Origin of the sequence: Streptomyces sp. NPDC056361 (assembly GCF_042262805.1) — a bacterium.
GTDB lineage: Bacteria > Actinomycetota > Actinomycetes > Streptomycetales > Streptomycetaceae > Streptomyces.
The window spans coordinates 15,886-40,598 of sequence record NZ_JBHJQI010000026.1; the positions used below are offsets into that span (position 1 = coordinate 15,886).

29 protein-coding genes and 6 pseudogenes are annotated in these 24,713 nt (G+C 69.2%); 21 read left to right on the plus strand and 14 right to left on the minus strand.

Going from position 1 to position 24,713, the window contains the following annotated elements; genetic code table 11:
- Nucleotides 1–42: 42 nt before the first annotated feature.
- From ACFCY7_RS11220 to ACFCY7_RS11230, 3 genes are all read left to right on the plus strand, one after another.
- Nucleotides 43–1,545: an MFS transporter gene (locus ACFCY7_RS11220; RefSeq protein WP_376483427.1), complete on the plus strand. Its 1,503-nt coding sequence runs from the start codon at nucleotides 43–45 to the stop codon at nucleotides 1,543–1,545.
- Nucleotides 1,546–1,655: 110 nt separating this feature from the next.
- Nucleotides 1,656–1,775, plus strand: coding sequence for an FAD-dependent monooxygenase (locus ACFCY7_RS11225; protein ID WP_376483429.1), 120 nt, complete (start codon nucleotides 1,656–1,658; stop codon nucleotides 1,773–1,775).
- 12 nt (nucleotides 1,776–1,787) lie between these two features.
- Entirely contained in the window at nucleotides 1,788–2,054 is a 267-nt protein-coding gene (locus tag ACFCY7_RS11230; protein ID WP_376483431.1) for a hypothetical protein, read from the plus strand.
- A 12-nt stretch (nucleotides 2,055–2,066) separates the two neighbouring features.
- Here the strand turns inward: ACFCY7_RS11230 and ACFCY7_RS11235 are convergent, their stop codons facing one another.
- The gene (locus tag ACFCY7_RS11235) at nucleotides 2,067–2,339 is read right to left on the minus strand and encodes a hypothetical protein (protein WP_376483432.1); all 273 of its coding nucleotides are present in this window, start codon (nucleotides 2,337–2,339) and stop codon (nucleotides 2,067–2,069) included.
- Between the two features lie 885 nt (nucleotides 2,340–3,224).
- On the opposite strand from ACFCY7_RS11235, the gene ACFCY7_RS11240 reads away from it, so the two are divergent.
- Nucleotides 3,225–3,443, plus strand: coding sequence for a hypothetical protein (locus ACFCY7_RS11240; protein WP_376483434.1), 219 nt, complete (start codon nucleotides 3,225–3,227; stop codon nucleotides 3,441–3,443).
- A gap of 221 nt (nucleotides 3,444–3,664) precedes the next feature.
- On the opposite strand, the gene ACFCY7_RS11245 is transcribed toward ACFCY7_RS11240, so the two are convergent.
- The 3 genes from ACFCY7_RS11245 to ACFCY7_RS11255 form a co-directional block, all read right to left on the minus strand.
- Nucleotides 3,665–3,976 carry a zeta toxin family protein gene (locus tag ACFCY7_RS11245; RefSeq protein ID WP_376483436.1) on the minus strand — a complete coding sequence of 104 codons (312 nt, stop codon included), beginning with the start codon at nucleotides 3,974–3,976 and terminating at the stop codon, nucleotides 3,665–3,667.
- Nucleotides 3,973–4,236, minus strand: a complete 264-nt coding sequence (locus ACFCY7_RS11250; protein WP_376483438.1) for a hypothetical protein — start codon at nucleotides 4,234–4,236, stop codon at nucleotides 3,973–3,975. Before ACFCY7_RS11250 ends, ACFCY7_RS11245 begins: the two co-directional genes overlap by 4 nt.
- Nucleotides 4,237–4,793: 557 nt before the next feature.
- On the minus strand, nucleotides 4,794–5,171 hold the full coding sequence (locus ACFCY7_RS11255; protein ID WP_376483439.1) for a hypothetical protein: 378 nt from the start codon (nucleotides 5,169–5,171) through the stop codon (nucleotides 4,794–4,796).
- Between the two features lie 286 nt (nucleotides 5,172–5,457).
- Here ACFCY7_RS11255 and ACFCY7_RS11260 point away from each other — a divergent pair, with 286 nt between their 5' ends.
- Complete coding sequence (locus ACFCY7_RS11260) at nucleotides 5,458–6,216, plus strand: SCO4225 family membrane protein (protein WP_376483441.1); 759 nt, start codon at nucleotides 5,458–5,460, stop codon at nucleotides 6,214–6,216.
- A 190-nt stretch (nucleotides 6,217–6,406) separates the two neighbouring features.
- Here the strand turns inward: ACFCY7_RS11260 and ACFCY7_RS11265 are convergent, their stop codons facing one another.
- Nucleotides 6,407–6,856: a DUF2199 domain-containing protein gene (locus ACFCY7_RS11265; protein WP_376483442.1), complete on the minus strand. Its 450-nt coding sequence runs from the start codon at nucleotides 6,854–6,856 to the stop codon at nucleotides 6,407–6,409.
- A 97-nt stretch (nucleotides 6,857–6,953) separates the two neighbouring features.
- On the opposite strand from ACFCY7_RS11265, the gene ACFCY7_RS11270 reads away from it, so the two are divergent.
- Entirely contained in the window at nucleotides 6,954–7,286 is a 333-nt protein-coding gene (locus ACFCY7_RS11270; protein WP_376483444.1) for a hypothetical protein, read from the plus strand.
- Between the two features lie 213 nt (nucleotides 7,287–7,499).
- Here the strand turns inward: ACFCY7_RS11270 and ACFCY7_RS11275 are convergent, their stop codons facing one another.
- The gene (locus ACFCY7_RS11275) at nucleotides 7,500–7,622 is read right to left on the minus strand and encodes a hypothetical protein (RefSeq protein WP_376481103.1); all 123 of its coding nucleotides are present in this window, start codon (nucleotides 7,620–7,622) and stop codon (nucleotides 7,500–7,502) included.
- A gap of 234 nt (nucleotides 7,623–7,856) precedes the next feature.
- On the opposite strand from ACFCY7_RS11275, the gene ACFCY7_RS11280 reads away from it, so the two are divergent.
- A complete protein-coding gene (locus ACFCY7_RS11280) occupies nucleotides 7,857–8,051 on the plus strand; it encodes a hypothetical protein (protein WP_376483445.1) in 195 nt (64 codons plus the stop codon).
- Between the two features lie 213 nt (nucleotides 8,052–8,264).
- Here ACFCY7_RS11280 and ACFCY7_RS11285 read toward each other — a convergent pair whose 3' ends face one another.
- Nucleotides 8,265–8,675: a hypothetical protein gene (locus ACFCY7_RS11285; RefSeq protein WP_376483447.1), complete on the minus strand. Its 411-nt coding sequence runs from the start codon at nucleotides 8,673–8,675 to the stop codon at nucleotides 8,265–8,267.
- Between the two features lie 444 nt (nucleotides 8,676–9,119).
- Here ACFCY7_RS11285 and ACFCY7_RS11290 point away from each other — a divergent pair, with 444 nt between their 5' ends.
- Both ACFCY7_RS11290 and ACFCY7_RS11295 read left to right on the plus strand, forming a co-directional pair.
- A complete protein-coding gene (locus tag ACFCY7_RS11290; RefSeq protein WP_376483449.1) occupies nucleotides 9,120–9,572 on the plus strand; it encodes a hypothetical protein in 453 nt (150 codons plus the stop codon).
- 2 nt (nucleotides 9,573–9,574) lie between these two features.
- The gene (locus ACFCY7_RS11295) at nucleotides 9,575–9,829 is read left to right on the plus strand and encodes a hypothetical protein (RefSeq protein WP_376483451.1); all 255 of its coding nucleotides are present in this window, start codon (nucleotides 9,575–9,577) and stop codon (nucleotides 9,827–9,829) included.
- Nucleotides 9,830–9,833: 4 nt separating this feature from the next.
- Here ACFCY7_RS11295 and ACFCY7_RS11300 read toward each other — a convergent pair.
- Nucleotides 9,834–10,147, minus strand: a pseudogene (locus ACFCY7_RS11300) (transposase); the annotation flags it as partial.
- Nucleotides 10,148–10,343: 196 nt separating this feature from the next.
- On the minus strand, nucleotides 10,344–10,643 hold the full coding sequence (locus tag ACFCY7_RS11305) for a hypothetical protein (protein ID WP_376483452.1): 300 nt from the start codon (nucleotides 10,641–10,643) through the stop codon (nucleotides 10,344–10,346).
- A gap of 100 nt (nucleotides 10,644–10,743) precedes the next feature.
- On the opposite strand from ACFCY7_RS11305, the gene ACFCY7_RS11310 reads away from it, so the two are divergent.
- Entirely contained in the window at nucleotides 10,744–11,229 is a 486-nt protein-coding gene (locus ACFCY7_RS11310) for a hypothetical protein (RefSeq protein ID WP_376483454.1), read from the plus strand.
- Here the strand turns inward: ACFCY7_RS11310 and ACFCY7_RS11315 are convergent.
- Both ACFCY7_RS11315 and ACFCY7_RS11320 read right to left on the minus strand, forming a co-directional pair.
- Nucleotides 11,222–11,548 (minus strand): annotated as a pseudogene (locus tag ACFCY7_RS11315) (transposase); the annotation flags it as partial. The gene ACFCY7_RS11310 and the pseudogene ACFCY7_RS11315 sit on opposite strands and share 8 nt — an antisense overlap.
- Before the next feature lie 395 nt (nucleotides 11,549–11,943).
- Nucleotides 11,944–13,065 (minus strand): NADAR domain-containing protein, encoded by a 1,122-nt coding sequence (locus ACFCY7_RS11320; RefSeq protein WP_376483455.1) that lies wholly within the window; start codon nucleotides 13,063–13,065, stop codon nucleotides 11,944–11,946.
- A 520-nt stretch (nucleotides 13,066–13,585) separates the two neighbouring features.
- Here ACFCY7_RS11320 and ACFCY7_RS11325 point away from each other — a divergent pair.
- From ACFCY7_RS11325 to ACFCY7_RS11335, 3 genes and pseudogenes are all read left to right on the plus strand, one after another.
- Nucleotides 13,586–13,846: pseudogene (locus ACFCY7_RS11325) on the plus strand (hypothetical protein); the annotation flags it as partial.
- Between the two features lie 128 nt (nucleotides 13,847–13,974).
- Nucleotides 13,975–14,178 (plus strand): hypothetical protein, encoded by a 204-nt coding sequence (locus ACFCY7_RS11330; protein WP_376483528.1) that lies wholly within the window; start codon nucleotides 13,975–13,977, stop codon nucleotides 14,176–14,178.
- A 329-nt stretch (nucleotides 14,179–14,507) separates the two neighbouring features.
- Nucleotides 14,508–15,995, plus strand: a complete 1,488-nt coding sequence (locus ACFCY7_RS11335; RefSeq protein WP_376483456.1) for an alkaline phosphatase family protein — start codon at nucleotides 14,508–14,510, stop codon at nucleotides 15,993–15,995.
- A gap of 512 nt (nucleotides 15,996–16,507) precedes the next feature.
- Here the strand turns inward: ACFCY7_RS11335 and ACFCY7_RS11340 are convergent.
- Nucleotides 16,508–17,386: a helix-turn-helix domain-containing protein gene (locus tag ACFCY7_RS11340; protein ID WP_376483458.1), complete on the minus strand. Its 879-nt coding sequence runs from the start codon at nucleotides 17,384–17,386 to the stop codon at nucleotides 16,508–16,510.
- 64 nt (nucleotides 17,387–17,450) lie between these two features.
- On the opposite strand from ACFCY7_RS11340, the gene ACFCY7_RS11345 reads away from it, so the two are divergent.
- The 3 genes and pseudogenes from ACFCY7_RS11345 to ACFCY7_RS11355 all read left to right on the plus strand — a co-directional run.
- A complete protein-coding gene (locus ACFCY7_RS11345; protein WP_376483459.1) occupies nucleotides 17,451–18,344 on the plus strand; it encodes a phytanoyl-CoA dioxygenase family protein in 894 nt (297 codons plus the stop codon).
- Nucleotides 18,344–19,189 (plus strand): sugar phosphate isomerase/epimerase family protein, encoded by an 846-nt coding sequence (locus tag ACFCY7_RS11350; RefSeq protein WP_376483460.1) that lies wholly within the window; start codon nucleotides 18,344–18,346, stop codon nucleotides 19,187–19,189. Before ACFCY7_RS11345 ends, ACFCY7_RS11350 begins: the two co-directional genes overlap by 1 nt.
- Nucleotides 19,190–19,248: 59 nt before the next feature.
- Nucleotides 19,249–19,641: pseudogene (locus ACFCY7_RS11355) on the plus strand (transposase); the annotation flags it as partial.
- Between the two features lie 75 nt (nucleotides 19,642–19,716).
- Here ACFCY7_RS11355 and ACFCY7_RS11360 read toward each other — a convergent pair.
- Nucleotides 19,717–20,673, minus strand: a complete 957-nt coding sequence (locus ACFCY7_RS11360; protein WP_376483461.1) for a hypothetical protein — start codon at nucleotides 20,671–20,673, stop codon at nucleotides 19,717–19,719.
- Between the two features lie 478 nt (nucleotides 20,674–21,151).
- Here ACFCY7_RS11360 and ACFCY7_RS11365 point away from each other — a divergent pair, with 478 nt between their 5' ends.
- The 4 genes from ACFCY7_RS11365 to ACFCY7_RS11380 all read left to right on the plus strand — a co-directional run bounded on the left by ACFCY7_RS11365 (nucleotide 21,152) and on the right by ACFCY7_RS11380 (nucleotide 24,252).
- Nucleotides 21,152–21,667 (plus strand): transposase, encoded by a 516-nt coding sequence (locus ACFCY7_RS11365; protein WP_376483462.1) that lies wholly within the window; start codon nucleotides 21,152–21,154, stop codon nucleotides 21,665–21,667.
- Nucleotides 21,668–21,755: 88 nt separating this feature from the next.
- Complete coding sequence (locus ACFCY7_RS11370; protein ID WP_376483464.1) at nucleotides 21,756–22,265, plus strand: hypothetical protein; 510 nt, start codon at nucleotides 21,756–21,758, stop codon at nucleotides 22,263–22,265.
- Nucleotides 22,266–22,784: 519 nt separating this feature from the next.
- A complete protein-coding gene (locus tag ACFCY7_RS11375) occupies nucleotides 22,785–23,414 on the plus strand; it encodes a hypothetical protein (RefSeq protein WP_376483466.1) in 630 nt (209 codons plus the stop codon).
- A 223-nt stretch (nucleotides 23,415–23,637) separates the two neighbouring features.
- The gene (locus ACFCY7_RS11380) at nucleotides 23,638–24,252 is read left to right on the plus strand and encodes a class F sortase (RefSeq protein ID WP_376483526.1); all 615 of its coding nucleotides are present in this window, start codon (nucleotides 23,638–23,640) and stop codon (nucleotides 24,250–24,252) included.
- A 20-nt stretch (nucleotides 24,253–24,272) separates the two neighbouring features.
- On the opposite strand, the pseudogene ACFCY7_RS11385 reads toward ACFCY7_RS11380, so the two are convergent.
- Nucleotides 24,273–24,440: pseudogene (locus ACFCY7_RS11385) on the minus strand (IS5/IS1182 family transposase); the annotation flags it as partial.
- On the opposite strand from ACFCY7_RS11385, the pseudogene ACFCY7_RS11390 reads away from it, so the two are divergent.
- Nucleotides 24,389–24,657: pseudogene (locus ACFCY7_RS11390) on the plus strand (IS5/IS1182 family transposase); the annotation flags it as partial. The pseudogenes ACFCY7_RS11385 and ACFCY7_RS11390 overlap by 52 nt on opposite strands.
- Nucleotides 24,658–24,713 lie beyond the last annotated feature (56 nt).

Sequence of the window (24,713 nt, forward strand, 5' to 3'; positions counted from 1 at the left end):
TTACCTTCACGATGGAATTACTTCACCATGGAGGTATCTGGCGTGCGTGACCCGTCCCCCACCCCTGACGAGACGACCGAGCCCTACCGATGGCGGTGGCTGATCCTGGCGGTGATGATCGTCGCGGAGATCATGGATCTCCTGGACGCCTCGATCGTCAACGTCGCCGGACCGGACCTGGAGAGATCCCTCGGTGCCGGTCCCGTCGGACTGCAATGGGTGATCGGCGGCTACGCCCTCACCCTGGGCGCCGGGCTCGTTCTCGGCGGCCGGCTCGGCGACCGCTACGGGCGGCGCCGGATGTTCCTGATCGGCCTGGCGGCCTTCACCGCGAGCTCGCTGCTGTGCGCGATCGCGCCGAACATCGAGTCGCTGATCGCCTTCCGCCTGCTGCAGGGCACCGCCGGAGCGATGCTGCTGCCCCAGGGCCTGGGCCTGCTGCGGGAGAACTTCTCCGGCCCCGAGCTCACCAAGGTCTTCGCGATCTTCGGACCCGTGCTCGGCCTGGGCGGCATCATCGGCCCGGTCCTGGGCGGATTCCTCATCGAGGGCGACTTCTTCGACCTGGGCTGGCGGTCGGTGTTCCTGGTCAACCTGCCCATCGGCGTCGCGGCGCTGATCACCGCCGCGAAGTTCGTGCCCAAGAAGGCGGGCGACCGCACGGTCCGGGTCGACATGACCGGCGCCGCCCTGATCGTGATCTCCTGCGCCCTGTTGGTGCTGCCGCTCAACCAGGGGCAGGAGAACGGCTGGCCGCTGTGGACGTGGCTGTCCATGGCCGCCTCGGCGATCGGTTTCGTCCTCTTCGCCCTCCAGCAGCGCCGAACGGCCGCCGCGGGCCGCGAGCCGCTGGTGACCCCGGGCCTGCTGCGCAAGCCCGCGTTCACCGTCGGGCTCGGCGGCATCGCCCTGTTCTTCGGCGGGCTCATCGGCACCCAGCTCGTGCTGACCCTGTTCCTCCAGATCGGCCAGCACTTCACTGCCGGTGAGGCGGGGCTGGGCAACCTGCCCCTCGCGGTGGGAACCGCGATCGGCGGCGCGGTCAGCGGCGCGTTCCTCGCGGACAAGATCGGCCGCAAGGTGCTGCAGATCGGACCGCTGGTCCAGCTGGCCGGCGCGGCCGTGCTGTGGTTCGAGCTCGACGACCTCGATGCCGTCTCGTTCTCGATCTGGGACATCGCTCCCGGCGTGGCGGTGGCGGGCATCGGCGCCGGCATGGTGATCGCCGCCCTGTTCAGCTTCATCCTGGCCGCGGTCGACGACGACGAGATCGGATCCGCCTCCGGCGTCCTGTCGGCGGTCCAGGCGGTCGGCGGTTCCATCGGCGTCGCGGTCTTCGGCTTGGTGTTCTTCGCCCAGGCCAAGACCGGTGACTTCACTAGCGGCTTCCACCACGCGCTGATCGTCCAGGCGTGCCTGCTGGTGGCCTTCTTCGCGATCACCTTCCTGCTGCCCAAGAAAGGCCGCCCCGAAGACGAGCAGCACGGCATCACCCCCGAGACGACTGCCGGCGAATCCGGCACCAAGCAACACGTCACCATCTGAGTCCCGGGCGGGGACCGTGCACGACTAGCGGCCCCGGCCGGTCCGTACGGACCGCACCCGGGGGCCGCCGCCCGGGGCGAGAGAAGACAAGGAAGCCGAAAGGGAGTGTCATGACACACCGGAACGTGCTGATCGCGGGAGCCGGTATCGCCGGGCCGGCCCTGGCCCATTGGCTCGGACGGCACGGAATGCAGGCCACGGTCGTCGAGCGGGCTCCCGCACCGCGGTAGGGCGGACAGACCGTGGACCTGCGCGGTGCCGGGCGGGACGTCGCACGCAAGATGGGCCTGGCACGCACCCTTCGGGTCCATGCCACCCGCGAAGAAGGCATCCGCTTCGTCGACGCGGCGAACCGCACCAAAGCCGCCTTCGCCAGCGGCTCCTTCGGCGGCCAGGGACCGATCACCGACCTGGAGATCCTGCGCGCCGACCTGTCACGCAATCATGGAGGTCGGATTTTGTCCGTGATCCGATCGCCAGCCTTGCTCTTGTCTGTCCTACCGCAGTAAATGCCGCCGGTTTTACTGCGGTAGTACGTGGGGGACGTCTGCCTTTTGTACGGTGCCCAGCGATGCGGGAGCCGGCGTCACGTCGATCACGTCGACGAGCCTGCGCAGCTTGTGCTGTGCGCGCAGGGCGTCGGACTGCGCCACGCATACGACGGCTGTGGCGGTGTTCGTCGGCGCGGTGGTGTAGGTCAGGTCCAGCACGTGGTGGTTGTTGAGCATGGCGGCGAGCCGCGCGAGTGTTCCGTGGCCGGGCTGGAGCGTGACGGTGAGCCGGGTGTGTTCCATGGGTGGTGGTCCTGTTCATGGGGCCGTGGTGGGGCCGGAAAACGGAAAAGACCCCTCGCGAGGTGCGAGAGGTCTGCGTGCGGGCGGTGAGTGCGGGGAGGGTCACTCCCTCGGGCTCGGTGCCGGCACGCTGCCGCTGATAATCAGCTGCTGCTGCATGCCCGGCATGCTGGCACAAACCAGCCGTCGACCGGAAGGCCATCTCATACTGCGGGCGGCCTGAGAGGGGTGGCCCGTACATCGAAAGGGGCCGCCCCTCATGGCGGCTGCTTGTTCAACGCATTGATGTCGGCAGGCGCAGGCGGCTGTCGTGGACTTCGGCGACGTTAACCGCGCCGCCGGCAGGTGTCCTGCCGGCTTCGGCCCTAGCCCTGTTCAGGGGCGGGCGGTTGCTGGCCACCAGGGGCGGGAGCGGTGCCGGTGGAGGAGGCGGGGCGAGTGTGGGTGGTGGTGGAACGGGCCCGGGCCGCGGTCGCGCTCGGCCGGCGGGAGGAGGCTGTCGGTGCGGGAGCGGTGCCTGGTGCTGTTGGCAGGCTGCCGCGAAGGTGCTGCGGAGCTCGTCCCCGGCGGCGCCGGCGGCGGGAAGGAGCCGCTCCCGTCTCCGGCTCTCCGCCCCGCCCTGCGGGGTGGAAGACGGGTCGGGCAGGAGCGTGAGCGGGGTGGGGCCTGTCGCCACGGCGGGGTTCTCGACGAGGAGGTGCAGCATCGGCTTGACCACCTCGTGCTGTTGGCGGACCGGGCTGCTCGGGTCGTGTGCAGCCATTGCTGCGACGGTGTCGGCGTCCTGGGAGAGCCGCCGTAGGACGGGGCGGCTCTTGCCGGTGGTTCTTTGTCGGTGCTTTTTGTCGATGGTCTCGCCCCGGCGCAGCCATCTCGACCAGGACCGTGCGGTACGCCGCGAGCCAGGAGACGGCCTCCTGCGCCGGCATCGGCTTCGCGCGTTCGTCCACCCTCATCGGGACGGCCTTGGGGCCGCCGGGCCACAGGCCATCGGGGCAGCGCTCACTGCTGCAGAGGTCGGCCGCGGAACGGTTGGTGATGATGATCGAGGTGCCGGCCGTGCTCTGCTCGGCGGCCGTGACCGTCTCCGGCACCTTGCTGTAGGCCAAGTCCTCGAGCTCAGGCGGTGTCCAGCGGCCGCCCTTCGGGAAGCGGTCGAGGGCGTCGAGGCGACTGCGCTCCTCGCGCACGGCGAGCGCGGCGACCCCCACCCCACGGGGCGAGCGGCAGCGGCGAACCGTCGGCGGTCCCGATCGTCGTCGCCGGGTCGCGGAGGACCCCTTTCAGCAGCAGGCCGCAGCTGTGGTCGAGGGCGTACTCGATACTCATCCGACCATCGCCCCGGAGAACTGCGCGGTGGCCGTCTCGCGGGTCTGCGCGTCCTGGGCGAGGAGCTCCTGGTAGCGGGGGTGGAACGGGCGCAGTTCGTCGCCGGTGAGAGGGACGAGCGTTCCACCGTACCGGCGGACGGGCGCGGCCATCGCCTGGCTCTTCCCGGCCGGGGGCTGCCCGCCCAGCAGGGCCAGGGCGGGGGTCTGTCGAGGCTCGAGGCCGCCGAAGACGAACTCTCTGACGCGTTCCTCGAAGCGGGCCCGTAACTGGTCCTCGATAAGGAAGTAGGCGCTGGGGTCGGTCACCGGGCTACCTTCAGCTGCTCGATCTCCAGCTTCCAGGCGGCGATGTGTTCCAGGAGCGCCTGGCGGTTCTGGGGGTCCACGGCTCGGCGGGTGTCACGGACGCCAAGGTCGCGTTGCCACCACGACTCGCGCTCGGCCGGGTCGGTCGCGGCGTCGGACCGGTGCGTCAGAAGGCCGATCAGCTCGTTGGAGACCTCGGTGAAGACGTCGAAGACCATGGCGGTCGGGGTGTGCTCGTAGGGGTTGGAGTTCTGGGACATGTCGTTCTCCTGTCTCGGGTCGATCAGAAGGCGTACAGGCGCTGGGGAGGGGCAGGGGGCGAGCTGCCCGGGTCGGGTCTGTTGGGAGCTGCGATCTCCGGCAAGGGTGAGGTGCTATCGGTGGTCGAGGGGCGCGGCTACGTAGGTTCCGTCCTCCGGTTGCGCGTCGGTCAGCTCGTAGAGGCGGTGGTGGCCGCCGATCCGGTGATCTTGGTTTCGGTCGGCCGGGTGGTCTCGTACCGTACGTGCAAGCCGTCGGCGCTCTCGGTTCGCAGGAGGGCGAAGTGGCGAACACGGGGCGGTTCGGGCGGAGTGGCCCGGCTCCGCCGGTACAGCCTGGCGCCCGCGGCAGAGCGCCCGGAAGCACGACGAGTGCAAGCCGGCCCAGGGCTGCGCCGAGAGGTCCAGCCCCTTGTCGAGGGCGAGGGTAACGAGGGTGGGCATGGCGGTATCACTACTGCGAGGCGGCGGTCATGGTCCGCCGGGGTGATGGGCCGCGCCGAGTCGCGAGAGCGTGGGGTCAGCCGCGCAACTCCCTGCGCCCTGCCTCATCTACCCTACTCAGGCTCGCTGTTGGTGTCCGGGGCCTCGTCGGGGTCTTCGCCGAGCAGCACCCTCGGCACGTCGTCGGTCGCCTCACAGCAGGGCACCGGCCCGGCCAAGGCAGACGGCGCCTTTTCGCCCCGGGCAGAGCCAGCGGGCTGCTGCGGTGCCACAGAAGTGCTGGTGATGACGGCCAGGGTGGCGAAGGCCCTCAAACGCACATCGCCACGGCCGGTGGCAGTCCGGCCACCGTCGCCCCGCTCAGTCGCCGGATGGATCCTCCGGCGTCCACAGACGCTCAGCGAGTCGGAACAGCCCCGGCTCAAGACCGTTTCGACCAACTGCTCAAAGATCGCCGCCCTCGCCAGCCACGTCCGGTCCTTCGCGATCATGCTGACCAAGCGCCAGGGCGAACGCCCGCCGGACTGGCTCGGCGCCGTGCGACAGGACGACCTCGCCAGCCTCCACCCCCCAGCCGCCACAGGAGTCGAACGCGATCGTGAGCCGTCATCGCCGACCTGACCCTGCCCTGGAACTCTGGCGTCCTGCAAAGTGAGGGGTCTTGCTCAGACGTGTGTGAACTCTGCGGTCCTCTCGGTGAGTACCGGTACTCATGCCTGAGCGCGCCCCGTGGTCCACCGTGGAGATCACCAACGGACCGACCCGAGGAAACAACCGATGCCGACTGTGTCCCGCCCCCGCCGTATCCCGCGCCTGCGCCGACTCCTTGCGCTTGCATCGGGCAACTGGCCCGCCCGGGGCTATCTGGCGGTGTTCGCCCTCTCCCTCACGGTCATGTTCCTCTTCCCGGAGAGCACCCTTGCCGGGAGCCCTCTGCTGCTGACGGCGCCCCTGTCCTTCCTGTGTGTGTTCCTCCCGCTCGACCCCGGCGCCGAGATCGACGGGGCGGCCGAGATGACGGCGGTCGCGGTCTTCGCCGTATGGCTCTTCCTGTGCGCACTCGTGAACGCTGCCGTGCTCGGCGCCCTCGCCACGAAGGCCGCGACCGCCACAACGACCGGCGCGCGCGAGCCCCTCCCGCACGTCGCCCACCCGGCCGAGCAGAAGAGAGCAGATCTGACGGATCCTGCGGGCACCCGCCCGCAGGGGGTTCGGGCCCTGCTGGCGCCCGCGGTGGACAACTGGCTCGCGCGTGGATACCTCGCCGTGGTCGCGGTGGCGCTGGGATTCTTCCTGTGCGCCGCGTTCGTACTGCCGGACCCCGGATTCGCCGGGATCTGGCCGCTCATGGCCACCGCGCCGTTCAGCATCCTCGCGGTGGCGGTGTCCTCGCCCGTCGAGTACTTCTCCTCGATCACCTGGCTGAGCCCGTTGATCTTCTCCATCGGGGTGGCGCTGTCCGGGCTGGTCAACGCCGTGCTGCTCGGCCTGCTCGCACGCAGGCTGCGCGCACGGGAACCGCGCCCGGCCAACTGAGGAAGCGCCGTATCAGCCGGCCACGCGGGCCCAAGGGTGTACCGACCGACGAGGCGCATACCGCGCCGCGGAGTCCATGGGGATCCACGAACACGGCACGAGCGTCGACCCACCTGGCCCGTCTCATCGAAGTCTGGGCAGTCTCACCGAAGTCCGACCAGTCTCAGTGGACTTTGACAGACGCTGCCCGTCAGGCCGGGTGGAGCACCGCCGTGGCGATCTCATGCACACGATCCTGCGTGATCCCGGTGCGCTGTTCGACGGCGAGCGGGTGGTCGGTGGGCTCCAGCTCGATGAAGGGCCGCTTGCCGACCGGTCGAGTGTGGGCGTTGGTCTTCAGGTTGATTGTGCTCTCGGGATAGAGCGCGAGCTCGGTGCTGAGCCAGCCGAAGTACGGCTTCTCGGCCTCGCGGCCCTCCGTGTTCCACACCTCAAGAGCACGGGCGAAATTGTCCCTGCTCAGAGAGACCCAGATGCCCCAGGAGAAGACGTCCTGGCTGCCGATCACAGGTATCTCGATCAGACCCCTGATGAAGAAGTGCTGGCCCCTGATCACGCACTGGTCGGACGACAGCAGGCAGTCCGGATCACTCTCGAAGCTGGGATCCCACACGTCAGGGGCCATCGTCGAGTAGCTCATGGGGAGCTCTGCGTGGTGAACGCCGCAGCATGAGCACGTGAAACCGAGATCGTTTGACATGGCGCGACCCTACCGAGCATCTGCGAAGGATCACCCCGTGGCTCTGTTCACGAGTTTCGGCTCTGGCTCAGCTCCTGTGATGCGCAAACGCCGAGTGGCGCACTACGCCGAGTGGGCTACTGTCCCGCCGGGAGGTGCCATGAGTGGCGTGGCAGAGTTGTTGAGGCGAACCTGGCTGGACTGGGCTGTCTTCGTTTACATGGTCGTGGCCGCGGCCAGGTGCAAGAGCCCCATTGCGGCCGGCCTCTTCACGGCGTTCGCAGCCATGGTGGCGCTCGTCGCCGCCCGCCAGACCTGGAAGCTAGTACATCGGGCTCGTGTCGGGCTGACGCCCTCTGCCACCGAGGCGGAGGCACACCACAGAAGCTGAGCCAGGACCCGAGTTTCGACAGCGGTTGTTCACCATCTCGGGAGGCAGCCGGATCGGCCCTGAGGCGATGTTCACGAGAACGTGGACCTTCCCCGTCAGCCTGGTCGAGATGGGCACCCGCTGCATCACGAGCCGACGGCCCCGACTCCTACTGTCGTACGCAGAGTAGATGTCAGCGCGGGCGCAGCTGCTGTGCGCTCTGCCCGCCCGGGCCTATCCGTACGAGATCGCGGTCCCGTAGGCCACCAGGTACCAGGAACCGGCGTCCGTCCCTTTCTGGATGGTCGTCAGCCGTGCGCCGATGACCTCGGCGGCCCCGACTCCGGCCGCGCTCACGCTCAGAGAAGAGAACGCATCGCCGGGGAAGACCTGTAGGTCGCCCCAAACGACCCACCTGGAAACCACAGGTCGGTCCATCCTCTGGGGGGTATCGACGGTGAGGACCGGGACCGGAAAGGAAAGTTTTCTCGCCATGCCTCTGCCATACCGCCGTTCCGGCGGAGCAAACGACTCCCGGCGCCCTATCTGTCTATCTGTACCGGCGGTACCCAATGGCGAGACACTGCCGTCATGAGCACTACCCGCCGCCCGCTGGGCACCGGTCCGACGACGAGCACCAGCAGCGCGACGTTGATGTCGCCCCCGCGGCTTCTTCCCGTCGAGCGAGCCGACGGCGGCGTACTGCTGGTCGGCGTCGACGAGCACCAGGAGCACGCCGACGCGAAAGGCCGGCGCCTCCCTGGTGCCGGCCCCGCCGGGCTGTAGGTCCCGGGGTTCGGCGACAACCCGGAGTTACCGACGAGCCCGGCGGCCTCCAGCCGATCGCGGTCATCCCGGTGGCAGGTGTACTCGTAGCTCAGCACAGCGCGCCCCGCCCGGCTGGGGCTCTACCGGCCTCGCGTCCTTGGTCAACGGGCGACGCCCCAGCAGGCCCAGGTGCTGTCGAAGCTCTCGAACAGAGCCGACCCCGCACCATCGCTAAGGGCGCAGCTTCCGTGCCTGCGGGTCATAGCAGTTGAGGCCCATCGACGAAGCGACCTCCGCCGCGTGGGCAGATGCCTCGTCGGCCATGCTCCATCGCATGGGGAAGTAGATCAACGGGCCGCGGGCCTCCCCGATCAGCGGAGCGGTTGACCATGGCGAGGTGTCATCGTCGTCTTCGGCGAGGTCCGGCCACCGCTCCAAGAGCGCGGCGACGAAGGCCGCTATCCGCTCAGACGGAGGAACCGCGGGCCCTTCCGTGTCCATGAAGCGGTCATACAGACCACGGAAGCGCCGGGCCGCAGCAGCGTCATCCGCCGGCCGCTCGCCCTCCCACACGGCAAGGTCATAGCTCATGGGCGCAGCCTGCCATGCCTCACTGACAGCCGGACCGGCGAACCAGATCATCCGCGGCAGGGCCGGATCGCCTGAGGCGGGACAGCCCTGCCTGGTGAAACTTCGGTGAGGTCGGTGCATCTTCGCTGAGACAGGTCACGGTTGGAGGCCGCCAGCCCCAGCTAGCCCTCGGTGTGGCCCGACTCCATTACCCAGTAATAGCGCGTCGGCCTCTCGAGCGGCTGCGATGGCTACGAGACGCGGCTGTACCGTCATTACCCGGTAGTAAGACGTCGTTTCACTTGGCGAGTCGTCGGTAGGCGAGGAAGTGTTCCGGCTTGCGTTCGTAGCGTCGGTGGAGCCGGCGGCAGCAGCGATGAGGTACCTCAACGGTGAACCTCGGTATCCCGTCATTCAGCGAACTCGCCGCTCGCACTGCCACCATCGGCGAAGGCAACCCATGATCGGGGCGAAACTCCATGGCCACAGCCCTGCGTCGCCATTTACGCTCCGCCCATGCGCACCGTCTACGTGTTCCCCGCTGGAGACTCGACCGCGACAGCCGCACGGCTCGACCAGCTGATGCCCGGCAAGGACGGGTACTGGTCGGACGGGAAGCTCTTCATCGACTTCATGGACGAGCAGGACGATCATTTGTTCCTCGGCTGGACTCCCGAGGACGTACGTCTGCTGGACTCCACGTTCGGCCAACGCCCGACCTGGGCCCTGCTGGTCAGCGTCTCCAGCCACATCGACGGCCCTGCCGAGATCTGCGCCCTCTTGTCACACGTCCTCGAAGCCGGCGGCGTCGCCATCGACGACTACTCCGACCACTGCTGGACGCTCGAAGAGATCGACACCGAGCGCAAGGTCGATGGTCTGGGCTTCTTCGACTTCCGTACCCACGCTGCGCGGCACGACCACCAGCCCTGGAGTATCGCTCGCGCAAGTTCAGGGAGGCAGGTCTAGCCATGTTCGACCACGTCGTCGGATTGCGGCCCGAGGAAGCCGCGCGATGGACTGCGCTCGTCGAGCAATGCCGGCCCGTCCTCGCGGGGGAAGGGATGGAAGCTGTTCAGGATCTGCTGGCTGAACGCGGCATGAGCATCATCCAGTCGATCGCGATCACTCGCGCGTTGCTCGGTTGGAAAGAGACGTCTCTGCGTATCGCCATCGACATCGTGACCACGAGCTCCTCTCGCACAGCCGTCAGCGACGCCGACTAGAACGTCACTTGGTGAGCCGTCGGTAGTCGATGAGGCTGGTGGCAATGGCTGTGAAGGCGAGGAAGTGCTCTGGCTTGCGTTCGTAGCGGCGGTGGAGCCGACGGCAGCCGGCGAGCCAGGACATGGTTCGCTCGATGACCCATCGGTGACGTCCGAGTCGTTGTGAGTCCTCAATGCCACGACGGGCGATCCGTGGCGTGATACCGCGGGAGCGGAGCAAGCGTCGCAGGTGGGGGGAGTCGTAGCCCCCTTGTCGCCGTGGAGTTTGTCGGGCCGTCTGCGGCGGGGGCCGCCGCCTCGACCTGCGCCCGGGGTCGCACGCGTACGCCGCGAACCTGCGGCTCCTCGGCACCCAGCTCTGCCAGCAGATCAACACCGAGCTCGGCAGCGACGTCGTCCAAGCGATCGGGGTGCTGCCCATCGCGTCCCTCGGCCCCACCACGGCCGCACCCGAACCGGCGGCGCCCCGACGGCCTAGCCTGTCCGTACGCCCGCACCGCCGTCGGCCGGTTACCTACGCGCGATGGCCGCGCACGACGAACACTGCAGCGACCCTGCACCCCAGACCGAGTTCGCCGGGCGCATCGCGGCAGCCCGCGTCCGGCAGGACGCCGCCCTTACCGCCAGGCGTCTCCCTGCTGAAGAGCACGCCGAGTACCTTGCCCGGCTCGACATCCAGCAGTAGAAGGAACAGCGTGCGCGGCCCCTGACCGGCATCGAGGCCAGAATCCGGGCTGCCCAGCACTACGCCCGCACCGGACGCCCCGTCGGCAGACACGACCCCCAGCAGTTCCTCGGCGCGGCCTGACTCCATTACCCGGTAATAGCCGAGCTGTGCTGCAGGGGGTGCCCTTATGTCTTTGGTCAAGGGAAACCGGGTGCGTCGGCGTGGGTGAGCCGGGCAGCATGGCGGGGTGGCTGATCTGCTGTGGGATGACGTGAAGCGGTTCTTCGACCCGGACTTGATGGGGTCGTTGCCGGACGTGCGTGTCCCGGATGCCTCGGTGGAGGACTGGCAGGCGGTCCTCGATCTGGTCGCGGAGAAGGGCTGGGAGTGCCAGTACTCCGAGGAAAAGACGGTGCTTCCGGTGCCCCGGGCGGAGGCCGTGCTGTCCCGTCCGGCGGATGCCGAGTGCCCGGACCTGCGGGTCTGGCCGACTGCCGACGTGTTGGCGATCTTCCGTTTCCACGCCGACGATGAAGTCGACTTCGATGTCGACCTGCGGGAGTTGCAGGGCCAGGAGCGACTTGATGTGTTCTGCGGCTTCCTTCGGGAGGTCGGGCGGCGGCTGGGCAAGCCGGTGCTGATGGACCCGGAGGGCGGCTCCGGCCATCCGGTGCTCGGCTTCGACGTTGAGGCCGATCGAGTCGTTCTCCTCGCAGACCCGCAGGTCAGGTGACCGCGGCCGACGGCTGCGGTTCGTAGAAGGTTCCGTCGCGGAGCACGGCGAACAGGACGTCGGCCCGGCGTCTGGCGAGGCAGAGCAGTGCTTGGGTGTGGTGCTTGCCCTGGGCGATCTTCTTGTCGTAGTAGGCCCGGGAGGCCGGATCGCCCAGGGTAGCGAAGGAGGAGAGGAAGAAGGCCCGTTTGAGCTGCTTGTTTCCTCTCCTGGAGGGCTGTTCGCCGCGGATCGACGAGCCTGAGCTCCGGGTCGCCGGTGCGAGTCCGGCGTAGGCGGCGAGGTGGTCGGCGGTCGGGAAGGTGCTGCCGTCGCCGACCTCGCGGTGGCGTGGTGTTCGCCCTTGCCGACGTCCAGGCCGAGGAAGACGCCGTTGTCGCCGGTGTCGATCACGTGCAGGCCCCTCCATCACGCTTTCGTCCGGCCTTGCCTCGGCACCGAGCTGCCGCATCCACGTTACGGAGAGCTCTCCCGGCCTTGGGTGAAGCCGGAACTCAAGCCCCTCATCAGCGGTCCGTCGATGCTCAGGACCTGGTGACACCCCCCGGATCATGAACAACAAGGGGGGAAGTCATGCCGGGCCCGAAGGCCGGAGGCTCCATTGCGGAGCCACGAAAAAGGTAACGGGGGGAAGTGCCGAGCAGGACGTGAGCGATCCGGTGTCCCGTCGCAGCGAAGTTTGAGCGGCTCGGTGAGGTCGAGCACCCGGCCCGGTCACACCCGGAAGATCCCTGCGCGCCGCATCTGCACTTCGGAGCGGACGAGTTCGAGAAGACGTCCCGACCAGTTGCGGCCTCGGCCCGCGTTGTCGCCCCAGAAGGTCGAGTTCATGTCGTCGTAGATCACGGTGGCGTCGTCCGTCGCCAGCAGGATCTCGGCCAGCTCGGGGTGCTGGTCGTACTTGGCGCGCAGCAGAGTGGTCATGACGGCGGTCCGGACGTGTTCCCAGCCCTCGCGGCGGGGGGCCTCGGTCGCGAGGGTGCGTGCCGCTGTGGCGGTCTCCGCTGCCGCGATCGCGTGCCGGGTCTCGGGCTCGGTGACCGACAAGGCCCAGTAGGCGTGGGCGACGGAGGGGTAGGTGGTGTCCGCGACCGTGATCGGGGCGGGGTAGTCGTGGCGCAGGCCGAGTCTGCCTGGATCGGCCGCCGGTTTGTTCGGAAACGAGTGGTAGAGCTGGACGGCCGGGGCGTGCGGTGTCGCCGGTCCGTCTGCGGGGACGCGGGTGGCCCTCTCGGCTCTCCAGCGGGCCCTCTCCTCGAAGTACGCGAGGGCACTGTCGTACTCCTCCTGCGTGACCGTTCCGTCGAACGACAGGTAGGTCCGGCCGCCGGGACCTGCCACCAGTACGCGCAGCGGCCAGTCCTTGCTGTCCATGTCACCCAGCGCGTAGCGGCGCTGCGACTCCGGGACGACCAGGAACGCGGCGTGGGCCGCAGCCCGGTTCTCCTCGGTCTGGTCAGCGAGGAAGGTGTCGACGGCGGCCAGGCATCGGCCGGTCGAGTCGGGGCGCCCGTTCAGCTGGTCGATGGTGTCGCGGACTTCGGCGACCAGTAGTTCGGGCGTGAGCCAGCTCTCCGGCTCGCTGAACTTCCAGTGCGCCAGGTCGTGGGAGGAGGCCTCGCCGCCTTCCGGAAAGCTGGTGGCCACCCAGCCGGTGCGCAGCTTCTCCTCGAACTCCTCGACGGTGACCAGGCCCCAGCAGTCGATGAGTCCGTCCGCGTAGATGAAGAGGTCGGTGAGGAAGTAGTGGCCGCCGTTGCGAATGAAGGCGTGCCGCCAGGTTCCGGGTATGCGGACGCCGTCCGCTGTGCGATGGGTGATCCGGTTGCCGATCATCCTGGGATTGTGCCGCAGCGATCACCGAGCAGACCGTGATTTTCCTCCGGGGTGGCTTCCGGGATCACAGGGTCCCAGACAGCTGTCCCGTCGCAGATGGCCTGGTGAGAGCCGACGGCTCTCACCAGGGGTGACCAGATCGATTGAGACGTCGGCGCCAGCGGTATCTCTGGTGATCTGGTCCTCGGGAGGGTTACGTGAGGCGCTGTCGAACCGGCAATCGCTGCGACGACCTGTGCGTCTCACCCTGATGCGCCGCCGCCACAGGCGCGCGGCGACGTGGGCGCAGGCGGAACCGGAACGGCGGTGAGCGGGGTGATTCCGAGGCTCATCGGGTGATTTACGAACGCGTTGACGAGGCTATTGACGCTCCTGAGCGCCGCGTGCTGCACTGACCCGGCACGAATGTTTACGTTCCCATACCCCTTGGGATCGCAGCGGACGGGACACTGCTGCGACGCCTGCCCCCGGCCTCCTTCGCCGTACCCTCCCCGTTCTCTTGCATTGAAGGATCCATGCCATGCCTCCCCCGCACGCCCCTCTCGGCCGCAGAGGATTCATCACGGCGACAGCACTGACCGCAGGCGCGACCTCGCTTCCCGGTGGCTTCCTCTCGTCGACGGCCGGGGCCGCCGCGGCGGCCCCGGCGACGTTGCCCCAGCAGGGCGTGTACGACACCATTCCCGCCCGGTCCTGGGCGGACGGATTCGTCACCGGTAACGGCGAGTACGGCGCGGTGCCCAACGGCGCGCCGCAACTCGAAAAGGTCGACCTCAATCGGCACCGGTTCGTGCTGCCCAACAGCACCTGCTGCCTGAAGAGCTCGGTCCTGTCGGATTGTCTGAAGTCGGCATGGGACCGGGCTCTGGCCGGTGACCACTGGGGCTCCACCGGCGAGTTCACCGACGGTTGTCCCCTGCGCTGGACCCGGAGATTCCCACGCCCGCCCAGGTCATCGTCAGCGTGCTCACCGGGACCTACTGCCTCGTCGACCGGGCCAACGGGATCTACGCGACAGCGGAGAACGGCTCCACGGGCGACGGGGGCGGGATCGTCCAGGTGTTGGCCGACGGCCCCGGCGCCGGACTGGAATGGACGGTCGTCAGCCTCTGACGACGCCGGCGTCGAATCGGCCGACGCGAATCACCCCGGCCGTGACCGACCGGTCGGCGGGGGCGCGCCCCCGCCCTAGTCGGCGGCCCCAGCTGCGTCGGACTCGCGCCGCCTCTGATCAACCTCCACGGTTCCGGGCGCTGCCCGCGCGTGTACGGAACCGAATGAGGATGCTCGTTCGGCTACTCGCTGTGGTCGATCAAGGCATACGTCTTCCAAGCCCCCCACCCGGCTGCCCGGGTGCCTCCGCACACCCAGGCCACCATTCCCCACCGCCCTCACCCGCTTCCTCCGTCCGTACCGGAGGAAGCAGCCCCCAGGAGACAGTCATGGATCTGACCCGCCGCTCGCTCCTCGCCGGTGCCGCAGCCCTCGCCCTCTCGGCCGGCCCCCTCACCACCCTGGCCCGCGCCGCCGCGCGTACCCCCAAGGTGCTCGTCATAGGAATCGACGGCGTCCTGCTCAGCCGCGTCAGGGATGCCGACGCCCCACACCTCAAGTCCCTGATGGCCCAGGGGCTCACCGCCACCAGCTCCCTGTACGCCGAGCCCATGGCGCCCACGCTGTCCGGCCCGGGATGGGCGACCGTCCTCACCGGTGTCTGGCCCGACAAGCACAACGTCAAGGACAACTCCTTCGGGGGCCACAACCTGGCCCAGTACCCGGACTTCCTCACCCGCATCGAGACCGCCAAGCCCCGCCTGTCCACGTACGCGGTCGCCTCCTGGAATGCCATCACCGACACCGTCCTCTCCCCCCGCGTCGACACCCGGATCTCCACGCCTGCCGCCGAGTACGACGCCGGCACCACCTCCCGCGCCGTCGCCCGGCTCCGGAACTCCAACCCGGACGCCGTCTTCGTCCACCTCGACGACGTCGACCACGCCGGCCACAGCCACGGAGCCGCCAGCCAGGCATACCTGGACGCCATCCACGGCGTGGACAGCAAGGTGGGCGAGATCGTGACAGCCGTGAAATCCCGCACCACCTATGCCTCCGAGAACTGGCTCATCATCGTGACCACCGACCACGGCCACACCGACGCAGGCGGCCACGGCGGATCGAGCTGGCCCGAGCGGCAGACCTTCGTCATCGCAACCGGCGGCACCACGACACCGGGCTCGGTCCGGTACGACGTGAAGCTGACCGATGTCGCCGCCTCGGCCCTCGCGCACCTCGGCATCCCCATCAACCCGGCCTGGGCGCTCGACGGCCGCCCCCTCTCCCAGCCCACCCCGGACGACTTCGACGCCTTGCGCACGCAACTCCAGAGTCCGGTGGACGAGACGGACCTCGGCACGGACGTCGTCGGATTCACCCACACTCCTCCTCCGGGCTGGTCCGTCGACAACTCCTCGATGGGCACGGCCGGGGTCACCGAGTGGCGCGGCTGGACCTTCACCACCGACGAGTTCTGGACCAGGGCGGCCCCCGACCAGGAACGCGAGTCCAACGTCCGCGCACGGAACGTCTTCGCGGTCGCCGACGGCGACGAGTGGTACGACAAGGACCTCACCGGAACCTTCGACTCCACCCTCGTCAGCCCCGCCTGGCCGGTCACCGGTGGCAGGACTGCGACGTTGACTTATGTCACCCACTACCGACAGGAAGACCCGCAGAAGGGCGAGGTCCTCGTCAGCTACAACGGCGGAACCCCCATCAGCGTGCAGACGTACACGAGCGACGTCATGTCCCGCGCCGAGAAGCTCCAGCTGAACGTTCCGGCCGGCGCCACCGACATCCGGGTGAGATTCCGCTACACCGGTGAGAACAACTGGTACTGGGTCATCGACCAGGTCCGGGTCACCGCCAACTGACGAACCCTCCGCGGGCACCAAGGTCCAACCCGGTACGGCCGGTGCCCGCGGGAACACCCACCTTCACCGCGGCAAAAGCCGGACGGGTTGACACCCCCGCGGCGGCCTCGGGCTCCGAAAATCCTCGGCATACCGTCGGCATACCGGCCGCGTGAGGGCACACCGTACGTGCCGCCGGTCTCGCCGAGAGCCACCTCGGCGCCAGACACGACTCCCCCGCCTCCGCAGCGTGGACACCGCTGTCAGAGCCGCGCTCTGCCTGGAACGCCGACCGCGCCAGCCCCCTCCTCCGACCCGTCCCCGAGCTCAGGCAGTCGGGCCGGGTGGCGACCCAAGCGCAAGCGTCTGCGAAGGCCACGGATGCCTGGAAACCGTCTCCTCCACCGAAGCCGTCAACGCCCTCGCCGATCCCCTCAGAGCACTCACCCTCAAGCTCGACGACTCCGGCAGTACCGACCGGCGGGCGTCCGGCCACGGATACGGACCTGGCGGGCGGAGGGCGGCTCCGGCCGTCAGCGCCTCTGTTGCTTGCGGAAGACGGAGGGCGCGATGCCCACGTGATGGGTGAAAACCCTGGTGAAATAGGCGGGGTCGGGATATCCGACGTCCCGTCCGACCAGCGCGACAGGCCGGTCGGTGTCGGTGAGCAGAGCCTTGGCCCGGTCGATCCGGCGACGCGTCAGGTACACCGTGGGCGGGGAACCGGTGATCCGGCGGACGGCCGTGATGAGGGTGTCGCGGGATACCGCCAGCTCCTGGGCGATGTCGCCGATCCGCACGGGGCCGTCGGCGGCGTCGAGCAGGTGCAGCGCCCGACGGCCGATGTCACGTCGGGCGCGCCCGGGATCCGCGGGCCTCCGCCGGCCACTGCCCACCGCGGTGATCAGGGCGTGGAGGGAACTCGTGGCGGCCATGTGGCTGTCCAGCGATTCGGGCCCGGTGAGCAGGTCCAGGACCCGGACGCACAGGGCACGGGCCTCGTCGGGATCGGCGGGCCGGGCGACCGGGTGCTCCGCGCCGAGGTAGCCGAGATCCCGATAGGCCGCCGCGGCGGGCCCCTCGAACAGCACCCAGTACTCGTCCCAGCCGTCCGGCGACGGACCGTAGCGATGGCTGATCCCGGGCGGCAGCCAGAAGAACGACCCCGGCCGCACCTCGTGCCGGCCCCGGCCCTGGAGCTCCAGGAACCCCGCTCCCCGGAGCACGAGGACACCGGCGTAGCAGTTCAGGACGCGTTCGGACTGGAGGCGACGCTGACCGAGGATCCGTCCGGCCCCAGTCACCGCGATCCCCAGCGCCCGCACGCCCTCTGGCGGAGTGCGGTACCGCGCCACGAAGTCCACCCCGCCCTCGCCCTCGTCGGCCGCCACCCGCCACACCTCCGTCGACAATCATCCAAGTTTCCTCGGAATCCGTGCATTGTGCCTCGTCAGCGCCAGGCCTGACGATTCCGTCATGAGTACGAGACAGCTGGACCGACCGCTACCGGACGCCCTCAGCTCCAACGGCTACCGCCTGGACACGAGCGAACGCAGGCTCGGGCGCCTGGAACCAGTCCCGGACACCGAACGCCACGACCCGCGCGCCCTGCGGGCCCGCCTCGCCCAGGACGGCTACCTCTACCTGCCGGGATTCTTCGACCGCACGACGATCGAGGGCTTCCGCCGCCACTACTTCGCCACACTGGCCGGGACCGGGCTGACCCGCCCGGGCTCCGACCCGCTCGACGGGCTCGCCGGATCCACCGCAGAGCTGGATCGGGCGCGCCTGCGCCACCTGCTGTTCCAACAGATCGTCCCAGGCCAGGAGTACGAGGCCCTCTGCCGGCACCCGGACCTGGTCGCCTTCTACCGAGAGCTGCTCGGCGCCGACGACGTACACCTGCACCGCAGGAAGATCATCCGCCATGTCGGGCCGGGCGAGTCGGGCATCGGAACTGCCACACAGGCCCACTACGACCTCGTCTACTTGCGCGAAGGCACCGACCGCGTGGTCTCCTCCTGGATTCCGCTGGGCGACTGCCCCGTCACCCAGGGGCCCCTCGTCTACCTCGAGGGCAGCCATCACCGCGTCCTGGCGGACGAGGCCGCCGGCCGTCTGCGCCGCCCCGCCGCGTCGATCACCGCGGACCTGCCCGCCCTGGCCGAGGAGCACGACTCCCGGTGGCTCGTCACCGACTTCGCCGCGGGCGACCTCATGGTGCACAGCGCCCACATCATCCACGCCTCCCTCGACAACCAGGACCCCGCCGGACGGTTCCGCCTCTCCACCGACATCCGCTACCAGGCGGCCTCGGACCCGATCGACACCCGATGGCAGAACCACTGGCACGACCAGGACGGTCTGTGATGCCACGTCTGCACTGCAGCCTCCTGACCCTGCCCGCGGACCTGCCCCTGACCGAACGCCTCACCCGCATCGCGCAGGCGGGCTTCGACGGCGTGCAGGTGCCTCTGCCCCTCGTCGCCTCCGGGCGGCCGGACTTCTCGGCGACGGTGGCGGAATCGGGCCTGGCCCTGTCGGGCTGCGCCCACCTCCCGGAGGACCTCCCCGCCGAACCGCTTTTCGAACACGCCGCGGCAGCGGGCATGACGAGCCTGAACGCCCAGGTGGACGGCTACTGGCGGAACGACTCCTGGCAGGACGCCCGGATCCGCGAGCTGCTCACGCTCAGCGAGCAGTACGCCCTGCCGTTCTTCCTCGAAACCCACCGCCACCGACTCACCCAGGACCTCAGGCGCACCCTCGGCCTGCTCGACCGTCACCCGGACCTCCTGCTGTGCGGCGACTTCAGCCACTACACCGTCACGGCCGAACTGCGGGCCCCCTGGCCCCCCTACTGGGCAGAAGCCCTGCACACCCTGGCCCGCCGCTGCGGCGAACTGCACCTCCGCCTGAACAACGGCCAGAACGTCCAGGCCCCCGTCCCCACCATCGACGCCGCCCAGCGCGCGGAGTTCCACGCCCTGTGGAGCACCGCGCTGGACAGCACCCCTGACCTGCTCCTCACCACCGAACTACTCCCCGCCGCATTCGGCTACGACCAGCTCGACCTCGATGGCGCCCCGATCGGCGACATCTGGACCGACACCCTCGACCTGATCGCCCGGGCGCCCCACATCAGGACTGTCACGGACCGAACCCACCGTGATACGGACGCCCACCTGCCCGGCGGCCTCCAGGCTGACAGCTGATGAAGGAGGCGGCCTTCACAGCTGGCCCAGGGAGCTGTTCGGAGTTCGGAGAAGGTGCCCGGACCGGCGCCGGGCGCCCCCGCCGCAGGCCCGACGCGGTCCTCGCGGACAAGGCGTACTCGTCCCGGGCGATCCGCCAGGTCCCGCGCGGGCGAGGCATCCGAGCGGTGATCCCGGAGCGGGCGGGCCAGAAGGCCAACCGCCTGCGGCGAGGGAAGGCCGGCGGCAGACCGCCGGCCTTCGACCTGAGCTCTACAAGGCCCGCAACGTGGCCGAACGCTGCTTCGACCGCCTCAAGCAGTTCCGCGCGGTCCGCCACCCGCTTCGACGAACTCGCCGCCCGCTACAAGGCCGGAGTCCGCCTCGCCTCGCTCATCCTCTGGCTCCGCGAACCCATCCAAGACCCTTTGCGGGACAGGACCTACGACGATCCTGACGCGACGATCAGGTGAACCTGTCGTGGAGGCGAAGGCCGGAGGGTGGGAATCGGCGAAGGCCGGGCTGTTCTCCGCCGCGTCAAGGCACCGTCAGCACCAGCGTGTGTGGCGGCAGATGTGCCCGCCGCCGCCGGAGCCGCCCGAACCTCCGGAGCCGCCCGTATCGCCGGGGATTCCGTTCGGGTACAGCCTCGTGCGGTTCCGGTCGCGGGGGTACGGGTCGAGGTAGTCCGGGTCGCCGTCGTCGTCGCGGTCCGGCAGGTAGGCGTCCCTGCCCCGGTCCGGGGCAGGGCAGCCGTGGTCGGGCGAGGAGAGCGCGAGGCTCACGATGTACACCTCGTCGGTGAGGGGACCGCCGCTCACCGGGTCCTGCCGGCACACGCGCCAGTCGTCGTACTCGCCCTCACGGGGGAGCCTGTCGTTGAGGTACGCGGCCTCGGCGTGCACATCGTCCTCGGGTACGCCCGCGGCCGTCACCTTCGGGACGGCGGCGCGCCAGGTCAGCCCCAGGACGTCGGGCATCTTCTTCCACGGCACCGTCTCGCCCTCGGCCTCGGGGCACGGTTCCTCGCGGCGTACGACACCGAAGTCCACGATCGGCTCCTCGGGCGATCCGCCAGTCACCTGGAAGCAGACCTTCCACAGCGAACGCGCCGTCACCTCCCGCTTCTGGTCCGAGGCGTCGTGGTAGGTGACCGTGAAGCCCCTCCTCCGCGACTTCGGGAAGGCCACGTCCAGCGAGTCGCCCGTGAAGTCGGGCACCGTGGGCATCGTGGCCTCGGGCGTCGTCCGCGAAGCGGTGGGGAAGCGGCTCGGGCGCGTGGGCGGCTTCGCGGCCTCGGCGTTCGCCGCACGGGCCGGGGTGTCGGCGGGCTGCTCGGGGAGCACCGCCCCGAAGAGGGCCATCGCCGCGACCGAGGCGACGACCCTGCCCGACCTGGGCCAAGGGCTGCGCCACCACAAGAGGATCAGCGCGACGAGGAGCGCCACCCCGCCGAGCCGGTCGTTCACCAGTCCCAGCAGGGGGACGGCGGCGATGGCTCCCACGCGTGCCGCGCCCGTCTGCCACCAGGGGCCGGGTGCGGAGGAAGGGAGAAGCGAAGACTCGTGGCTCTGGGGGCCGGACATGGTGGCACGGAGCCTTTCCATCCATATGTGCGAAAGCTGACCGCCGCATCGTACGCAGAGGATGGAAGCCGCCCTTCCGGGTGGTGCCCCTGATGCGCCGTGGTGAGCAGGGATGGTGACGGTTCTGTGGTGGTACTAACTAGTTTGCCTAGGCGGGTGCTCCCGGAACAGCCTCCGCGGCCGGTGGCCGGGCATTGTCAGACACCCCCTAGGCGGGACCTGTCTTCAGAAAGAAGGGGCACCGGACCCTCCCGTGCGGATTCGGGTCTGGTGCCCCTTCCTATCGGTCAGTGCCCGACGAGCTTGTGCAGCGCGGGCGCGCTCACTCTTCCCGTCATCAGGCCGGCGAGCACGGCCCCAACCGTGTTCCCCGCGCCGAGTTGCCGTCAGCCCACCGATGAGCAGGGCGACCTGGAAGCTGTGGGAGGAGATCGTGCCACTCGGCTACAAGGGCAGCTACCAGCGCGTCCGCGCCTACCTCCACGACAAGCGCACCTCACCGCAGCCGGTGACTGCCCGTCCGCCCTCGCCCCGGACCGGCGTCGGATGGATCCTCCGCCGTCCGGACGCCCTCACCGAGACCGAACAACTCCAGCTCAAGGCCGCCCGGGCGCATTGCTCCGAGCTCGACGCCCTCACCGGGCACGTCCGCTCCTTCGCGGCCATGCTCACCGCGCACCTGGGCGAGTGCCTGCCCGACTGGCTCGACGCCGTCCGGCAGGACGACCTCCCCAGCCTCCACGCTCTCGCCGCAGGCATCGACCGCGACCGCCACGCCGTCGTCGCCGGACTGACCCTGCCCTGGAGCTCAGGTGTCGTGGAAGGGCGCGTCAACCGGGTCAAGATGCTCAAGCGCCAGATGTTCGGCCGGGCAGGCTTCGCCCTCCTGCGGAAGCGCGTCCTCGTGTCCTGATCACCGACGACGGGAGGAACTCGATGGCAGCGGCGCGCCGGCGGATGTGCAAGCCTTCCCATCTCAGATGCCGACGGAGAAGACTTTGATGACCAGCGACGACGCCCTCGATCAGTTCAGACACATCGCGCGTGAGCGAGCATTTGGCAGGCATGTCGGGTCGGACCGGCTCATTCAGGCAGGTCTGGACGCGCTGATCGCTGGGGTCGAGAGCCCGTCCCTGGCCTTGCTGGCTGGACTCCTCCGGGGCGAAGAGCCGGAAGCGCCGGAGCTCTTCGACCAAGTACTGGAGGAGCTGGGACTGCTCTTCCACCCGCCCGCGGATCCCCGGGCCGCAAAGTGGGCGATGGCCTACTGGGTCGCCGGTCAGATCGCCGACGGATCCCTGGACCCCGCCGTCGGCACTCACCTCATCTGGGCAGACATCGCCTATGACCTCGGCTATCCCGAAGAGCTGAAACCCCTTGTGCACTGCGCGTACAACCTAGACGGCTGGGAGGAGAGCTGGGGAGTCTCCGTCGAGGAACTCAACGGAGAAGCGGTTGAGGCAGCGAAGCAGTTCCTCAGCAAGAGGCCTGGAGCCGAGGCGGGAGACTGACCCGGGGTTCGCTCTCGCCATCGGGAACGTTCAACCGCGAAGTGATCCGCTCACTCAACGTGGCCGCACCACAGAACCTGAGCCAGAACCAGAACCCGTTCTCGCGAACAGAGCCAGGACCGGGGAGACCCTAGACGCGGCTCCTGGGCCGGCAAGGGATGCTGCCGCTCTCCCTCATCTGCTGTCTTTCTGACACCTCGGCTGCGCACACGCGGCAAGGCATCGTGAAAGTACGCGGCGTCGAGTAAGCGCGGTGAAGGACGCCATCTGAACGAAATGTGGTTAACCAAGTGCGTCGGCAAGTGTGGAAGTTGCCCGCTGCCTTTGTAGGGGTGCGTCCCAGTGACGTTCTCGGGACGGAGCACTGACGCCCTTTCGGCCCTACAGAGAAGGTCTGCACTCACGGATGTACCAGCTCGAGTGGCAGGCATGGGGCAGGCCGCTGACGGTTGGTCATGTCGCTGCGTGTGAAGAGCTGACAGCGGGTCGGCTCGCGCGGCGCACGGAAGGAAGCCATCGATGCGCTCTGCCCGCATTCTCTTCGCCGCCACCGCCACCGCAGCCGCCCTGGCCCTCACCACTCCCGGCGCGTACGCGCTCACCGCCGGCGACTGGGACAAGGACGACTCCGCCCACAGCCAGAAGCGTGACCACGACAAGCCGCACGGCGGCATGCACACCGGCTCCGGTGCTCTGTCCGTCGCCGGCGGCGACGACTGGTCCAAGGGCGAGCACGGTGAGAAGGAGCACCAGAAGGGCGAGAAGGAGCACGGCAAGCCGCATGGTGGCGTGCACGCCGGTGGCGGTGCGCTCACGGCGGTGAGCGGTGACGACTGGTCCAAGGAGCACGACAAGGGCGAGAAGAGCGAGAAGGACTGGGGCAAGCCGAGCGGTGGCGTGCACACGGGCGGCGGTGCGCTCACCACGGTGAACGCGGACGACTGGTCCAAGCCCGAGTCCACTTCCAAGCCCGCGCAGAGCGACCGCGAGAAGGACTGGGGCAAGGAGCACGACAAGCCCAAGGGCGGCATGCACACCGGCGGGGGCGGTCTTGCGGACACGGGCACGAACGTGACCGGCGCCGTACTGCTGGCCGCTGGAGCGGCCGCGTTCCTCCTCCACCGTCGCAAGAAGGCCGCAGGCGCGTAAGGGGCACCGGCCGGGATGCGTGAGCTGCCTTCCGAGGAGCGCACGCATCCCGGCCCCCGCTCCGTCTCTGTTCTGACTTGCGCGTTCGAAAGGTGCTCTTGCGGTGAAGACCCGGCCAAACCCCACCCGTGCGCAAGCACCCCGGCGTGCCGTGCGGTGGGTTGTGCCCACGGTGTTCTGGACGCTGGTGCTGGTCGTGCTCCTGGTCTTTTTGGGCCCAGGGATGTTCGCGCAGGACGCGACCGAGCCGCCCCGCCCTGCCGTGTCGTCCGCCCCGGCCGAGAACCTTCCGGCTGCCGCACCAGAACCCGGCTCCGCCACGCCCTCGGCTTCGGCTTCGGCTTCGCCGAGCGCACGGCCGGCGGCCGGCCCCGCCATGCCGAGGTCCGCACCCGTACGTCTGACGATTCCCGACATCGGTGTGAACGCACCGTTCACCGACCTGGAGATCGGTTCCTCCGGCGCCCTGGACCCGCCGCCGGCCGACGACACCAACCTGGTCGGATGGCACGCCGCCGGTGTCTCACCCGGCGAGCGGGGGACCGCCCTCATCGCCGGACACCTCGACACCGCCACCGCCCCGGCGGTCTTCGCCCGCCTCGGTGAGCTCGACCCCGGAGACACCTTCGACGTCACCCGCGCCGACGGCACCACCGCCGTCTTCCTCGTCGATTCCGTCGAGAGCTTCCGCAAGAACGACTTCCCCAACCAGCGCGTCTACGCCGACACCCCGGACGCGCTCGTGCGGCTCATCACCTGCGCAGGCCCCTACGACCGTGGGGCGAAGGACTACACCGAGAACCTCGTCGTCTTCGCCCACCTGCATGCCATCCGCTGATCAGCGGCACCGTCCGCCGTCCGCCGTCCGCCGCGGCCGGTCAAGGGCCTGCGGACCTGGATCTCGGTGGCGTCCAGCCGCATCTCGACGCCCTCGGCCCGGGCATAGGCGAACACATCGGCCAGGGTCCGAAGCCGCAGGCCAGGACGGTCGGGAACCGCGCATCCCCGCTCGGTCAGAAGTGCCCGGGCGGACCGGTCGGCCAGGACCAGGCCGGACATGGTCCTGGCCGCCAAGGCCTCTTCGTCCCGCGCGATCCGGAACCACCTCCGCCGGCACGGGATCCGGGCCGTGATCCCACAGTCCGCCGCCGAGGCCGTCGCCCGCAAACGCCGCGGGCGCCGAGGCGGCCGACCACGTGCCTTCGGCTGCGACGCCTACGAACAGCGCGACACCGTCGAGCGGCGCCTGGCCGGACTCCACGTCGCTGCCATCTTCGGTCGCCGCCATCTTCGTCTGAT

What these genes read in the sequence shown, in the direction of transcription:
- ACFCY7_RS11225 (WP_376483429.1), top strand. Translation starts at nt 1,656, where the DNA reads ATGACACACCGGAACGTGCTGATCGCGGGAGCCGGTATCGCCGGGCCG.
- ACFCY7_RS11335 (WP_376483456.1), top strand. Translation starts at nt 14,508, where the DNA reads ATGGATCTGACCCGCCGCTCGCTCCTCGCCGGTGCCGCAGCCCTCGCC.
- ACFCY7_RS11305 (WP_376483452.1), bottom strand. Translation starts at nt 10,643, where the DNA reads ATGGAGTCAGGCCGCGCCGAGGAACTGCTGGGGGTCGTGTCTGCCGAC.
- ACFCY7_RS11365 (WP_376483462.1), top strand. Translation starts at nt 21,152, where the DNA reads ATGAGCAGGGCGACCTGGAAGCTGTGGGAGGAGATCGTGCCACTCGGC.
- ACFCY7_RS11370 (WP_376483464.1), top strand. Translation starts at nt 21,756, where the DNA reads ATGACCAGCGACGACGCCCTCGATCAGTTCAGACACATCGCGCGTGAG.
- ACFCY7_RS11375 (WP_376483466.1), top strand. Translation starts at nt 22,785, where the DNA reads ATGCGCTCTGCCCGCATTCTCTTCGCCGCCACCGCCACCGCAGCCGCC.
- ACFCY7_RS11350 (WP_376483460.1), top strand. Translation starts at nt 18,344, where the DNA reads ATGCCACGTCTGCACTGCAGCCTCCTGACCCTGCCCGCGGACCTGCCC.
- ACFCY7_RS11235 (WP_376483432.1), bottom strand. Translation starts at nt 2,339, where the DNA reads ATGGAACACACCCGGCTCACCGTCACGCTCCAGCCCGGCCACGGAACA.
- ACFCY7_RS11290 (WP_376483449.1), top strand. Translation starts at nt 9,120, where the DNA reads ATGCGCACCGTCTACGTGTTCCCCGCTGGAGACTCGACCGCGACAGCC.
- ACFCY7_RS11295 (WP_376483451.1), top strand. Translation starts at nt 9,575, where the DNA reads ATGTTCGACCACGTCGTCGGATTGCGGCCCGAGGAAGCCGCGCGATGG.
- ACFCY7_RS11255 (WP_376483439.1), bottom strand. Translation starts at nt 5,171, where the DNA reads ATGATCGCGAAGGACCGGACGTGGCTGGCGAGGGCGGCGATCTTTGAG.
- ACFCY7_RS11345 (WP_376483459.1), top strand. Translation starts at nt 17,451, where the DNA reads ATGAGTACGAGACAGCTGGACCGACCGCTACCGGACGCCCTCAGCTCC.
- ACFCY7_RS11265 (WP_376483442.1), bottom strand. Translation starts at nt 6,856, where the DNA reads ATGAGCTACTCGACGATGGCCCCTGACGTGTGGGATCCCAGCTTCGAG.
- ACFCY7_RS11280 (WP_376483445.1), top strand. Translation starts at nt 7,857, where the DNA reads ATGAGCACTACCCGCCGCCCGCTGGGCACCGGTCCGACGACGAGCACC.
- ACFCY7_RS11320 (WP_376483455.1), bottom strand. Translation starts at nt 13,065, where the DNA reads ATGATCGGCAACCGGATCACCCATCGCACAGCGGACGGCGTCCGCATA.
- ACFCY7_RS11380 (WP_376483526.1), top strand. Translation starts at nt 23,638, where the DNA reads ATGTTCGCGCAGGACGCGACCGAGCCGCCCCGCCCTGCCGTGTCGTCC.
- ACFCY7_RS11260 (WP_376483441.1), top strand. Translation starts at nt 5,458, where the DNA reads ATGCCGACTGTGTCCCGCCCCCGCCGTATCCCGCGCCTGCGCCGACTC.
- ACFCY7_RS11250 (WP_376483438.1), bottom strand. Translation starts at nt 4,236, where the DNA reads ATGTCCCAGAACTCCAACCCCTACGAGCACACCCCGACCGCCATGGTC.
- ACFCY7_RS11285 (WP_376483447.1), bottom strand. Translation starts at nt 8,675, where the DNA reads ATGATCTGGTTCGCCGGTCCGGCTGTCAGTGAGGCATGGCAGGCTGCG.